The organism is Streptomyces sp. NPDC102490 (genome assembly GCF_044765285.1).
In the GTDB taxonomy this organism is placed as follows: domain Bacteria; phylum Actinomycetota; class Actinomycetes; order Streptomycetales; family Streptomycetaceae; genus Streptomyces.
The window spans coordinates 38,565-52,393 of the sequence record NZ_JBIWJU010000020.1 but is presented as its reverse complement, the minus strand read 5'-3'; the positions used below and the strand labels follow the sequence as shown (position 1 = coordinate 52,393).

At 74.0% G+C, this 13,829-nt stretch carries 8 protein-coding genes; all 8 read left to right on the top strand.

Going from position 1 to position 13,829, the window contains the following annotated elements:
• Positions 1-75 precede the first annotated feature (75 nt).
• The 8 genes from ACIRGB_RS34385 to ACIRGB_RS34350 all read left to right on the top strand — a co-directional run bounded on the left by ACIRGB_RS34385 (position 76) and on the right by ACIRGB_RS34350 (position 13,814).
• Positions 76-1,470: an ABC transporter substrate-binding protein gene (locus ACIRGB_RS34385; RefSeq protein ID WP_403873224.1), complete on the top strand. Its 1,395-nt coding sequence runs from the start codon at positions 76-78 to the stop codon at positions 1,468-1,470.
• A gap of 4 nt (positions 1,471-1,474) precedes the next feature.
• The gene (locus ACIRGB_RS34380; RefSeq protein WP_403873221.1) at positions 1,475-2,830 is read left to right on the top strand and encodes a carbohydrate ABC transporter permease; all 1,356 of its coding nucleotides are present in this window, start codon (positions 1,475-1,477) and stop codon (positions 2,828-2,830) included.
• A gap of 91 nt (positions 2,831-2,921) precedes the next feature.
• Positions 2,922-3,839 (top strand): carbohydrate ABC transporter permease, encoded by a 918-nt coding sequence (locus ACIRGB_RS34375; RefSeq protein WP_403873218.1) that lies wholly within the window; start codon positions 2,922-2,924, stop codon positions 3,837-3,839.
• A 167-nt stretch (positions 3,840-4,006) separates the two neighbouring features.
• Complete coding sequence (locus ACIRGB_RS34370; RefSeq protein WP_403873215.1) at positions 4,007-6,292, top strand: CDP-glycerol glycerophosphotransferase family protein; 2,286 nt, start codon at positions 4,007-4,009, stop codon at positions 6,290-6,292.
• Between the two features lie 102 nt (positions 6,293-6,394).
• Entirely contained in the window at positions 6,395-8,605 is a 2,211-nt protein-coding gene (locus tag ACIRGB_RS34365; protein ID WP_403873212.1) for a CDP-glycerol glycerophosphotransferase family protein, read from the top strand.
• Positions 8,606-8,612: 7 nt separating this feature from the next.
• Complete coding sequence (locus ACIRGB_RS34360; protein ID WP_403873209.1) at positions 8,613-10,847, top strand: CDP-glycerol glycerophosphotransferase family protein; 2,235 nt, start codon at positions 8,613-8,615, stop codon at positions 10,845-10,847.
• A complete protein-coding gene (locus ACIRGB_RS34355; RefSeq protein WP_403873206.1) occupies positions 10,844-12,157 on the top strand; it encodes a hypothetical protein in 1,314 nt (437 codons plus the stop codon). The genes ACIRGB_RS34360 and ACIRGB_RS34355 overlap by 4 nt, the downstream gene beginning before the upstream one ends.
• 103 nt (positions 12,158-12,260) lie before the next feature.
• Positions 12,261-13,814, top strand: a complete 1,554-nt coding sequence (locus ACIRGB_RS34350; protein WP_403873203.1) for a hypothetical protein — start codon at positions 12,261-12,263, stop codon at positions 13,812-13,814.
• The last annotated feature ends 15 nt before the right edge of the window (positions 13,815-13,829 follow it).

Below are 13,829 nucleotides of genomic sequence, written 5' to 3'. Positions count from 1 at the left end.
CTCACCCCCCTGGCGTACACCAGAGCGCACGGGACAGCGCCGAGCGTTCGACGAGGAACGAAGAACGGGGCAGTAATGCGCACGAGCAGCAGCATCCGGACACGCAGAACCGGCAAGAGGGCAGCCAGGGTGTCCGCCACCCTCGCCGCGGGGGCGCTCGCGCTCTCGCTCACCGCGTGCGGCGGCGACGACGACAACGGCGGCGACGGCGGTGGCGACAAGGGCGGCACCAAGCAGCCGGGCGCCTCCGTCACCCTCCCGAAGCTGGACGGCGAGAGCCTGGAGGTCGCCGCCGTCTGGACCGGCACCGAGCAGGAGAACTTCAAGAAGGTCCTCGCCGAGTTCGAGAAGCGCACCGGCGCCAAGGTGACCTTCGTGCCCGCCCAGGACCCGATCATCAACTTCCTCGGTTCGAAGATCGCGGGCGGCGCCCCGCCGGACGTGGCGATGCTCCCCCAGCCCGGCGCCATCAAGCAGGCCGTGGACAAGGGCTGGGCCAAGCCGCTGGGCGCCGAGGCGACCAAGGAACTCGGCGAGAACTACTCGCCGGGCTGGCAGGACATCGGCAAGGTCGGCGGCAAGCAGTACGGCGTGTACTACAAGGCCGCCAACAAGTCGCTGATCTGGTACAACGCACAGGTCTTCGAGAACGCGGGCGCCGCCGAGCCGAAGACCTGGGAGGAGCTGCTCAACACGGCCCAGATGGTCTACGACTCGGGCGTCACCCCGTTCTCCGTGGGCGGCGCGGACGGCTGGACGCTCACCGACTGGTTCGAGAACGTCTACCTGTCGCAGGCGGGCCCGGAGAAGTACGACCAGCTCGCCCAGCACAAGATCAAGTGGACGGACCCGTCCGTGAAGGAGGCCCTGACCACCCTCGCGGAGATCTGGGGCAAGAAGGACTTCGTCGCGGGCGGCGCGTCCGGGGCGCTCCAGACGGAGTTCCCGGCCTCGGTGACGCAGACCTTCACCGGCGGCGACCAGCCCAAGGCGGGCATGGTCTACGAGGGCGACTTCGCCCAGGTCAACATCGGCGAGACCAAGGCGAAGGTCGGCACGGACGCGAAGGTGTTCCCGTTCCCGACCGTGGGCGACACCGCGCCGGTGGTGTCCGGCGGCGACGCGGCCGTGGTCCTCGAGGACTCCAAGGCGGCGCAGGCGCTGGCCACCTGGCTGGCCTCGCCCGACGCCGCGGCGATCCAGGCGAAGCTCGGCGGTTTCCTCTCGCCCAACAAGAGCATCGACTCCTCGGTGTATCCGAACGAGGTGCAGAAGAAGATCGCCGACGCGCTGATCGCGGCCGGTGACGACTTCCGCTTCGACATGTCGGACCAGGCCCCGCAGGCCTTCGGCGGCACCCCCGGCAAGGGCGAGTGGAAGGCGCTGCAGGACTTCCTGAAGAACCCGAAGGACGTCGCGGGCGCCCAGGCGAAGCTGGAGGCGGACGCGGCCGCCGCCTACGGGGGCTGACGCGATGGCGTCGGCGACGGCGGCGGGAGCCTCACGGGGCCCCGCCGCCCCCAAGTCACCCAAGTCGCGCAAGAGCGTGACCGGCACCCGCAGGTCCGTGGCGGCACTGTTCCTGCTGCCCGCCCTGGTGCTGCTCGGCGCGCTCGTGGTCTACCCGATCGGGTACTCGCTGATCCGCAGCTTCTACGACCAGTCCGGCGACTCCTTCGCCGGGTTCGACAACTACGAGACGCTCTTCACCGACGACGGCATCCGCACCGCCCTGAAGAACAACGTCATCTGGGTGGTGTTCGCGCCGACGGTCGCCACCGCGCTCGGTCTCATCTTCGCGGTGCTGACCGAACGCATCCGCTGGGGCACCGCGTTCAAGCTGGTCGTCTTCATGCCGATGGCGATCTCGATGCTGGCGGCCGGCATCATCTTCCGCCTGGTGTACGACCAGGACCCGGACAAGGGCGTCGCCAACGCGGTGTGGGTCGGGGTGCACGACTCGTTCGCCGAGTCGTCCGCGTTCCCGAAGGCGCACCCGGGCCGCGACTCGCCGCTGAAGCCCGCCGGCGGCGGCGCGTTCATCACCAAGCAGCCGGTCAGCGCGGGCACTCCGGTCGTCCTGCCCCTGGTGGGCGTGGCCCCCGACCTGATGCCCGACGGCGCGAAGAAGGCCGCGACCGCCGAGCCCGCGGACGGCAAGGTCACCGGCACCACCTGGCAGGACTTCACCCGCGGCAAGGGCGTCGGCACCCTGGGCGGCGTCGACGCGGCCGAACTGGGCTACGCCGGGATGAAGATCGAGGCGGTCAAGGACGGCGAGGTCGTGGCGTCGGCCACGGCGGCCGGGGACGGCACCTTCACGCTGCCCGCGGCGGCCGACGGGGCGCTGCTCAGACTGCCCGCAGACAACTTCAAGGAGCCGTACAACGGCCTGAACTGGCTCGGCCCCTCCCTGGTCACCCCGGCGATCATCGGATCGTACGTGTGGATGTGGGCGGGCTTCGCGATGGTGCTGATCGCGGCGGGGCTGGCGGGCATGCCCCGGGAGCTCCTGGAGGCCGCCCGGGTGGACGGCGCCAACGAGTGGCAGGTCTTCCGACGGGTCACGGTGCCGCTCCTGGCGCCGGTCCTCGCGGTCGTAGTCGTCACCCTGATGATCAACGTGCTGAAGGTCTTCGACCTGGTGTTCATCATCGCCCCGGGCTCCTCCCAGGACGACGCGAACGTGCTCGCCCTGGAGCTGTACCGCAAGGGCTTCGCCTCGGACCAGCCGGGCGTCGCCAGCGCCATCGCGGTCTTCCTGCTGCTCCTGGTCATCCCGGTGATGTGGTTCAACGTACGACGGCTTCGGCGGGAGGTGCGGCGATGAAGTCGCTTCCGCAGGGAGACGGCTGGGGGTCCGGGGGTTACCCCCCGGGATGGCGCAGTAACGTACGACGGCTTCGGCGGGAGGTGCGGCGATGACCGCGGACGCGGGTTCCCTCACCCCGGCGGCAACGCGCCCGCCCGAGACGGCCGTCAAGGCGCGGCGGTCCCTGGGGTCCCGGCTCGCCGAGGCCGTCAGCGGCGGTGTGGTCCGGGTGTTCCTGATCGTGGTGGGCCTGTTCTGGCTGGTCCCGACGATCGGGCTGCTGCTCTCCTCGCTGCGCGCGCCCGAGGACATGGCGGCGAGCGGCTGGTGGAAGGTCTTCACCGAGCCGTCGCAGCTCACCTTCCAGAGCTACGAGAAGCTGCTCGAGAACGGCGACATCACCTCCTCCCTCCTCAACACGGCGCTGATCACCGTCCCCGCGACCGTCCTGGTCGTGGTCATCGGGGCGCTGGCCGGCTACGCCTTCGCGTGGATGGAGTTCCCGGGCCGCGACTGGTGGTTCCTGGCCGTGGTCGGGCTGCTCGTCGTGCCCGTGCAGGTCGCCCTGATCCCGATCGCCGAACTCTTCGGCAAGATCGGCCTGTTCGGGTCGATGCTCGGCGTGATCCTCTTCCACGTCGGTTTCGGTCTGCCGTTCGCGGTGTTCCTGCTGCGGAACTTCTTCGCGGAGATCCCGAGGGAGCTGCTGGAGGCGGCCCGCCTGGACGGCGCCGGCGAACTGCGGCTGTTCGCGCGGGTGGTGATGCCGCTCGGCGGGCCCGCGATCGCGAGCCTGGGCATCTTCCAGTTCCTGTGGGTGTGGAACGACATGCTGGTCGCGCTGATCTTCTCGGACTCCGGGAACCAGCCGATCACGGTCGCTCTCCAGACGCAGGTACGGCAGTTCGGCAACAACATCGACGTGCTGGCGCCGGGCGCGTTCATCTCCATGGTGATCCCGCTGGCCGTGTTCTTCGCCTTCCAGCGGCAGTTCGTCTCCGGCGTGATGGCGGGCGCCGTCAAGTAGCCGCGGAGGAAAACACCCTTGAGGGGGCGGGCCGGTCTTCCGGTCCGCCCCCTCATCCGTACGGGCACAACGTCCCCCGAATGCCCCGGGGACCGTAACCATGTCGCTCCGACGGCCGTTGCCGGGCCGAACGCCCGCACCGATCCCGCCGACCGATGGATGTCCCCGTGCCCAGGTTCAGTGTCATCGTTCCCGCGTACCAGGTGCAGGCGTATCTGCACGCGTGCCTGGAGTCGGTGCTGGCCCAGTCGTACCCGGACTTCGAGGTGATCGTGGTCGACGACTGCTCGCCGGACGCCTGCGGCGCGATCGCCGACGAGTTCGCGGCCCTGGACCCGCGCGTCCGCGTCGTACGCCTGCCGCGCAACGAGGGCCTGGGCCCGGCCCGCAACGCCGGGATGGAACGGGCGGGCGGCGACTACCTGGTCTTCCTCGACGGCGACGACACCCTCACCCCGCACGCGCTGCGCGGCATCGCCGACCGGATCAAGGAGACCGGCGAACCGGACGTCCTGGTCTACGACTACGCGCGCACGTACTGGACCGGCGAGACGGTGCGCAACCGGGCCGCCGCGCACCTCACCGAGCGGGGCCCGGCGCCGTTCCGGCTCACCGACCGGCCGGGGCTGCTGAAGCTGCTGATGGTGGCCTGGAACAAGGCGGTGCGGCGGGAGTTCGCCGAGCGCGAGGGCTTCGCCTTCCCGCCGGGCTACTACGAGGACACGCCGTGGACGTACCCGGTCCTGCTGACGGCGGGGTCCGTCGCCACCCTGGACCGGGTCTGCGTCCACTACCGGCAGCGCCTGCGGGGCAGCATCCTGGGCACGCCGAGCGAGCGGCACCTGGACGTCTTCACGCAGTACGACCGCGTCTTCGCGTTCCTCCAGGCGCGCATGGAGACGCATCCGGAGTCACGCGAGGAGCTGGCCCGCTGGCGGCCGGTCCTGTACCGCCGCATGGCCGACCACCTGACGACGGTGTACACCCGCCCCGACCGCCTCCCGCGCTCGCTGCGCGCCGAGTTCCTGCGCCGGGCCCGCGTGCACTGCCGCCGCTACCGGGCCCCCGGCGCCCGCGCCCCGCTGCCCGTCCGCCTCCGCCACGCCCTGCTCCGCCTCGGCCTGCGCCGCACCTACGGCGCCCTGCGCCTCGCGTCCGCGCTGCGCCGCCGTACGGCACAGCTCACCGGGAGGCTGCTGCGCGCCGCCCGGACCGGCGCCCTCCGCCTGCACTACCGCGTCCAGCGCTGCCTGCCGCTGCGCGCCGACCGCGCCGTCTTCGCCGTCGAGGGGCACCGGGGGTACGGCCGCGACCCGGGCGCGCTGGAGGCGGCGTTCCGCCGTCTCGCGCCGCACGTGCGCACGGCGTGGGCCGCCAACCCGGTGCACCACCACACCGTCCCGCCCGGCACGCGCCGCCTGACCCCGGGCACGGCCGCCCACTGGACCGCCCTGGCCCGCTCCCGCTACCTGGTGTGCGACGCGGACTTCGACGCGGGCCTGGTCAGGCGCCGGGGACAGGTCCTGGTCCAGACCCGGTCCGGGACTCCGCTCAAGCACATGGGCCTGGACCTCCAGCAGCGCCCGGCCGCCGCCCGCGGCACCGACTTCGCCCGGCTGCTGCGCGAGGCCGGCTCCTGGGACTACGTGGTCTCCGCCAACCGCCACTCCACCCTGACCTGGGAACGCGTCCACCCGGGCGGCTGGACCACCCTGGAGTGCGGCCAGCCGCGCACCGACGTCCTCCAGCGGGCGACGGCGGCGGACGTGGCCCGGCTGCGCGAGACCCTCGGCATCCCCGAGGGCACGGTCGCGATCCTGTACGCGCCCACCCACCGCGACTACCGGCGCACCCAGCGCGCCGACCTGGACCTGGAGCGCGTCGTGCGCCGCCTCGGCCCGCGCTTCGTGGTGCTGGCCCGCGCCCATCCCCGGCACGGCGGCCCGCTCGCCGCGTCCGGCGGCCGGGTCCTCGACGTCGGCGGCCACCCGCACGTGGAGTCGCTGTGCCTGGCCTCGGACGCCCTGGTCACCGACTACTCGTCCCTGATGGTCGACTACGCGGGCCTGGACCGCCCGGTCGTGATCCACGCCCACGAGCCGGAGGCGTACGAGGCGGTCCGCGGCACCTACGTCGACCTGCGCTCCTTCCCGCCGGGCGCGATCGCGCGGGACGAGGACGAGCTGATCGGCCTGTTCGCGAGCGGCGAGTGGCAGGGCGCCCGGTCGGCGCGGCTGCGGGCCGCCTTCCGCGAGCGGTTCTGCCCCTACGACGACGGCCGCGCCGCCGAACGCGTGGTGCGCAGAGTCGTCCTGGGCGAGCGGGACCTGCCGCCGGTCGTCCCGCTCGCCGAGCGCCGCCCCGCCCCCTCGGCCGCGGCGGTCCTCGCCCGCACCCCGCTGGCCACGGTGCCGCAACCCGCGGGGCCCCGCACCGTCACCGACAGCCTCTGACCACCGTTGTCCCACTGGGAGTTCCCCCCTGGTCCCCGGACGAGTCGGACAGGACGAGTCGGACAGGACGCGTCGGACCAGGACCACGAGAGAAAGAGCAGTATGCCCCGCTTCAGCATCATCGTCCCGTCCCATGGGGTCGCGGGGCGGCTCTCCCAGGCACTGGACTCGGTCCTCGGCCAGTCCTTCGGCGACTTCGAGCTGATCCCGGTCTGCGACGGCCCGGACGGCACCGCGGCGGACGTCGCCGGGGAGCACGCCCGGCGGGACTCCCGGGTGACGCTCGTGCACGCGCCGCCGTCGGCCGGTCTGGCCGGGGCGCGCAACGCCGGGATGCGGGCGGCGACCGGCGCCTACCTGCTGTTCCTCGACGGCGACGACACCCTGGTGCCGGGGGCGCTGACCGCCCTCGACGCGCGGCTCGCGGACACCGGCGGCGTCGACGTCCTGTACTTCGAGTACGAGCGCGTGCCCTGGTGGGAGGGCGAGACCACCAACCCGGCCGCCCCGCTGCTGGCGAAGGCCCCGGACGGCGCCTTCACCCCCGAGCGCGCCCCGCGGCTGACCGGCGTGCACCTGCCCGCGTGGAGCGCGGTCCACCGCCGCACCTTCCTCGCCGAGCGCGGGCTGGACTTCCCCGCCGGGCACTACACGGACCTCGGCTTCGGCGCCCGGGTCGCGGCGCGCGCCGAGCGCGTGGCGGTGCTGCGCGAGGTGGTCGTACGGCACCGGGTGCGGCGCCAGGGCAGCCGGCTGAACCTGCCCGGCGAGCACCACGCGGACCTGCTCGACCAGGCCGAACTGGCGCTCACCCACGCCGCCGGGCTGGGCCTGCCGCCCGAGCGGTTCGGACCGCTGTTCGAGCAGCTCTTCGCGGTGGTCCTGAAGACGGCCACCCACCCCCGGCGCCTGCCCCGACGGGCCCGCCGGGCCTTCTACCGCCGGGCGAGCCGCCTGTACCGGCGCCACCGCCCCGCCGGTTTCCGGCCGCCGGGCGGACGGCTCGGCGTGCAGCACCGGCTGCTGGCGTCGGGGTCGTACACCGGCTTCCGCGCGCTGCGCGCCGCCAACCGGGCGGCCACCGGCCTGCTGCGCCGCCTGCCGTGGCCGCGGGGGCTGCGCACCCGCCTGCGCTACCGCCGCCATCTGCGCCGCCCGCTGGACCCGAACCTCGTCGTGTACTGCGCCTACTGGGGCCGCGGCTACGCCTGCAACCCGGCCGCGATCCACGCCAGGGCCCGCGAACTGGCCCCGCACCTGAAGTCGGTGTTCCTGGTCGAGCCGGACCAGGCGCACACGGTGCCCAAGGGCGTCGACCACGCCGTCATCGGCAGCCCCCGGTACTGGGAGGTGCTGGCCCGCGCCACATACCTGGTGAACAACGCCAACTTCGCCGAGGGCGTCGTCAAGCGCCCCGGCAGCGTGCACGTGCAGACGCAGCACGGCACCCCGCTGAAGACGATGGGCGTGGACCAGTCGACGTACCCGGTGGTGGCGGCGGCCACCGGCAGCTTCACCAAGCTCCTGGGCCGCGTGGACCGCTGGGACTTCAACCTGTCCGCCAACCGGCACTCCACCCAGATGTGGGAGCGCGCCTTCCCGGGCTCCTACGAGCACCTGGAGTACGGCTATCCGCGCAACGACGTCTACTGCACGGCGACCGCCGAGGACGTGGCCCGCGTCCGCCGCGAACTGGGCGTCCCGGAGGGGAAGACGGCGGTCCTGTACGCGCCCACGCACCGGGACTGGGAGACCGGCTTCGGCGCGGGCGGCCTGGACCTGGAGGCGTTCTGCGAGGCGGCCGGCGAGGACGTCGTGGTGCTGCTGCGCGCCCACTACTTCTACGACCGGGGCGGGAGCCGGACGGGCACCGGCCGGGTCATCGACGTGACCGCGCACCGCTCCTCGGAGGACGTGTGCCTGGCCGCGGACGCGCTGGTCACCGACTACTCGTCCATCATGTTCGACTACGCCAACCTGGACCGTCCGATCGTCGTGTACGCCGAGGACTGGGACGTCTACCGGGAGACCCGGGGCGTCTACTTCGACCTCATGGCGGCCCCGCCGGGACCGGTGGCGCGCACCCCGCAGGAGCTGGCCCGCGTGTTCGCCGACGGCAGCTACGCGGGCCCGGGGTCGACGGCGCTGCGGGCGGCCTTCCGGGAGCGGTTCTGCGAGTTCGACGACGGCCGGGCCGCCGAGCGCGTCGTGCGCCGGGTGCTGCTCGGCGAGCCGCCCGAGGCGCTGCCGCCGGTGATCCCGCTCGCGGAGCGCGTCCCGGCCCCCGCCGCCGCCACCCTCGTAAGGAGCTGACCCCGCCGTGCCCCGCTTCAGCGTCATCGTCCCCTGCTTCAAGGTGCAGGGCTTCCTGCGCGAGTGCCTCGACTCGGTCCTGGACCAGTCCTTCCGGGACATCGAGGTGATCGCCGTCGACGACTGCTCCCCGGACGGTTCGGGGGCGATCCTGGACGAGTACGCGGCCCGCGACGAGCGGGTGCGCGTGCTGCACCTGGAGGAGAACGTCGGCCTCGGCCGGGCCCGCAACGCCGGGCTGCCGCACGCCGGCGGCGACTACCTCTTCTTCCTGGACAGCGACGACACCCTCACCCCGGGCGCGCTGCGCGCCATGGCCGACCGGCTCGCGGAGACGGACGATCCGGACGTGCTGGTCTTCGACTACGCGCGCACCTACTGGTGGGGCGGCACCCGGCGCAACGTCCTGGCCCGGGTGCTCGCGGAGGCGGGCGAGGGCACGTTCACGGCGGCCGAGCACCCCGAGATCCTCGATCTGCTGATGGTGGTGTGGAACAAGGTGTACCGGCGCGACTTCGTCGAACGGGAGGGCTTCACCTTCCCGCCCGGCTACTACGAGGACACGCCCTGGACCTTCCCGGTCATGTTCAGCGCGGAGCGGATCGCGACGCTGGACCGGATCTGCCTGAACTACCGCCAGCGCCGCCAGGGCAACATCCTGTCCACCACCAGCCGCAAGCACTTCGACGTCCACGCGCAGTACGAGCGGGTCTTCGCCTTCCTCGACGCCCGCCCGGAGGCGGCGGCCAGGTGGCGGCCGTTCCTGCACGCCAAGATGGGCGAGCACTGCCTGGACATCCTGTCCAAGCCGGACCGGCTGCCGCCGTCCGACCGGGCCGAGTTCTTCCACCGCACCGCCGAGATGTTCCGCGCGTACCGGCCGAAGGACACGGCGACCCCGGCCGAACTCCGGGTGCTGGAGGGGTCGTACGCCGCCTACCGGCTGCGCCGGCAGTCCGGGCGGGCGGCCCGGGAGGCGGAGCGCCGGACCCGGCAGGCGCGCGGCGCTCTCGCGGCGCGGGCCCGCCGGGTCGCCGCCGTGCTCCCCCGCCGCGCCCTGGACCCCGGCCTCGTGGTGTACTCGGCGTTCTCCCACCGGGGCGTGCTCGGCGACCCCGGCGCGATCCACCGCGCGGCCCGCGAACTGGCGCCGCACCTGCGCGGGGTGTGGGTGGTGCGGGACGAGGAGTGCGCGGCGGACCCCGCCCTGGTGCCGCCGGGCACCGAGCACGTGATCCTGGGCAGTGCCGCCTACCGCCGGGTGACCGAGCGGGCGGCGTTCTTCGTCAACAACGTCAACTGGCCGGGCACGGTGGCCAAGCGGGACGGCAGCGTCCACATCCACACCCACCAGGGCACCCCGCTCAAGTACATGGGCGTCGACCTGCTGGGCAGGCCCGGTGCCCGGCACGGTCTGGACGTGCCGCAGATGCTGCGCCGGGCCGACCGCTGGGACCACAGCCTGGTCGCGAGCCGGTACGCAGAGCGGATCTGGGAGCGGGCCTACCCCTGCCACTTCACGTCCGCGCGGACCGGCAGCCCGCGCAACGACGCCCTGGTCGGCGCCGGTCCCGAGGCGGGCCGCCGGGTCCGCGAGCGGCTCGGCGTCCCGGAGGGCCACACCGTCGTGCTGTACGCGCCGACCCGCCGCGAGTACCGGCGCGGCGGGCTCGTCGAGCGCCTCGACGTGGCCCGGCTCGCCGCCGACCTGGGCGAGGGCCACACCCTGGTGGTGCGGCTGCACCCGTCCCTCGCCACCGGCCCGGCGCGCGGTCTGGGCCTCACGGAGCTGCACCGGCGCGGCGTGGTGATCGACGCGACGGACGAACCGCACGTGGAGGACCTGATGCTCGCCTCCGACGTGCTGATCACCGACTACTCCGCCCTGATGTTCGACTACGTCCTCCTGGACCGGCCGGTCGTGATCCACGCCGACGACTGGGGCCCGTACACCGCGACCCGCGGCACGTACGTCGACATCACCGAGGAGGCGCCCGGGCACGTCTCGCGCTCCTACCGGGAGCTGGCGTGGCTGCTGGCGTCCGGGGCGTGGCGGGACGAGGAGGCGGCGCGGCTGCGGGCGTCCTTTCGGGCCCGGTACTGCGAGTACGAGGACGGGCGGGCCGCCGAGCGGGTGGTGCGGACGCTGCTCCTCGGCGAGCCGATGCCCGCGCCGGAGCCCTCCGGCGTGCCCGGTGCCCGCGCCGTCCCGTCCGGACGCGACCTGCTGCCCTCCACATGAGACCCCGCGGCCCGGTCCTGGGGGTGTGCCTCCTGGTCGCGGTGTTCGCCGCGCTCCAGCTGGCGAACGTCACCGGCCGGGACACGCCCGACACCAGGAACTACCTGTCGTATGCCCTGAGCCTGGCCGGGAAGGACAAGCGCGGGGCGGCCACGGCCACCATCGACTACGTGTGCGCGAGCCGGGCGGAGCGGGCCCGCCGGGACCAGAGCGTGCACGTGGTCCGCTTCCACCGCCCCGACCCCACCGCCGCGGTGCTGGCCGACTGCCGGGCGCGGGAGTGGGCGGCGGTGCAGCCGCGGCTGGCGGCCGGGCAGACCGGCGGGCACACGGTGCCGTACATGTCGGAGCGCTTCATGGCGATCTTCGAGGCGCGGCCGGGCTATCCCGCGTTCCTGGTGCCGTTCGTCCTGGCCTTCGGCACGACGTGGGGCCTGTGGGCCGCGGGGGTCGTGATCGCGGGCGCGGGCGGCGTCCTGGTCTTCCTGATCCTGCGGACCCTGTCGGTGCCGGTGCCGCTCGCGCTGGCCGGGCAGGCGCTGTACTACGTGCTGCCGTGCGGGACGACCGCGATGCGCCCGATGACCGAGGGCCTGCTGATGGCGCTGACCCTGGCGGCGGTGTGGGGCTGCGCGCTGGTGCTGCGGGCGGGCCGGCGGCGGATGGGCCTCGCCCTGGTCGCCGGGTCGCTGCTTGCCCTGTTCGCGGTCAAGCACTCCCAGGCGCTGTTCCTCGGCCTGTGCCTGGCGGCGGCGGGCGCGCTGATCGCCCTGCGCCGGTACCGGCGGCGTGCTCGGCGGCTTCGGGGGCGGGGCGACCCGGAGCTCCGGGACGTGCTGGCCCTCGCGGCCGTGGGCCTGGCCGGCGCGGCCGCGACCCTGCTGCTGGCGCGGCTGCTGCACTACCCGTCCGAGGCGGACAGCCTCCAGGACCTGCTCACCGGCCACTTCGCCCGTCCCGACCGGGAGCGTCCGTGGCCGGAGTTCTGGCAGTTGCAGGGCAACTTCTGGGTGGAGTGGCTGCGCAGGCAGGCGTGGCAGCCGCTGTTCGTGGCGGCGCTGGCCGCCGGGGCGTGGGGCGCCCTGCGGCGCGGCGGCGCGGTCGGCGGCTTCCTGGTCGCGGCGGCGTGCACCGGGTTCCTCACCCAGGCCGGGCACCCGGACATCAACATCTGGGGCGAGCGGCTGATCGTGCTGGCCTGGCTGCTGCCGGTGGTGGGGGTGCCGCTGCTGCTGGAGCCGGTGGTGCGGGGCGGCCGGGTGCCGCTGCCGGCACAGGGCCAGCCGGACCGGGCGGGCGCGACCGGCTGAGCGTCCGCTACCCGGGTGACTTGGGCCGGTGAGGGATTGACCGGGGCAACCCCGCCGGGAACATACGCCAAATGTCCCGAATGCCCCACACTTCCGCTGTGTCGTGAGCGCCGACGTCCTCGTCCGGCGGCCGGTGCGCGGCGCGACGGCCCTGCGCGGCGGACGCGCCTGGCGTCCCACCCCGTACCAGGCCGCCGGCTTCCTCTTCTTCCTCGTGCTGACGCTGGCGTACTGGGCGGTGCCGCTGTGCTGCGACGCCGGCCAGCACGCCGCCGTGGTCGAGCGCCTGAGGGCGAATCTGCTCCATCCCCGGCATCCGATGGCCGACCTGCCGGGCGCGGGCAGCGCGTACTACTCGCCGTACGCGGTGGCACAGGGCGTGTTCGCCCGGCTGACGGGGCTGGGCGGCTGGGAGGTGGTGCGGCTCGCCGGGCCGCTGAACCTGCTGGTGCTGCTGACCGGCCTCGGCCGCTTCGTGCGGGTGCTGACCCCGCGGCCGTGGGCGCCGGTGCTCGCGCTGGGCGCGATGACGCTGCTGTGGGGGACCGAGCGGGCCTGGTGGAGCGGCTATCTCGGGCTGATGTCGATGACCGGCAACCTCGGCTACCCGTCGACGTGCGCGATCGGGCTCACCTTCTGGGCCTGGGCGCTGACCGGCGCGCGGGCGCGGGACCGGCGCCGGGTGCGGTACGTGGGGCCGAGCGGGCTGCGCGGCCTGCCCGGTTACGCGGGGCTCGGCGCCCTGTACGGCCTGATCCTCCTCGTCCACCCGATCACCTCGGTGGCGGCGGTGCTCGGCGCGGTGGCGCTGGTGGCCGGGTGGCAGCGCGGGTGGCGCGGGCCGGTCGTGGGGCGGTGGGCGCTGACGGGCGCCGTGGCGGTGGGGGCGGCGGCGGCCTGGCCGTACTTCGACGTGTTCGCGCTGGCCGGCGACGGCAGCGTGGACGCCATGCACCGGGTGCTGTACCTCCACCTGCCCGGGGAGTTCTGGCTGGCCCTGCTCGGCCTGCCGGCCCTGTGGGCGCGCGGGCGCCGCTCGCGGCGGGACCCGCTGGTGCTGATGTTCGCGCTGGACTGCGCGGTGGTGGCGTACGGCTGGTTCAGCGGCCACTACACCTACGGCCGGATCCTCGGGCTCACGCTGGTGCCCGTGCAGTTCGCCCTGGCGGTGGAGCTGGCGGCGCCCCGGCCGTGGGGGCGGTGGCGGGCGGCGCTGGGCTGGGCCGCGACGGCCGGCGCGCTGCTGGGGTTCCTCACGGTCCACGCGGGGGCGGTGGTGCCGCGCGCGCTGGACCCGGTGGGCTTCGAGCAGCCGCCCAACTGGCCGACGTACGCGTGGGCGGCCCGGCACATCGGGCCCGGCGAGGTGGTGATCACCGACGGCTACTACGCCGGGCACGCCATCGCCGGGTACGGGCCGAACCTCGCGGCGCCCGCCTGGCCGGACCCGTCGCTGGACGAGCGGGAGCGCGGGCGGCGGGTGGCCGACGTCGAGGCGTACCTCGCGCCGGACTCCACCCGCGCCGAACGCACCGCCGTCGCCCGCCGCTACCGCGTCCGCTGGCTGCTGCTGACCCGCTGGCACCCGGTGCCCGAGGAGGCGGTGGTCGTGGCGTGGAGCGAACGGACCGGTGAGGTGCTGGCGCGGGTCGGGTGAACGGGGCCCCGGCGG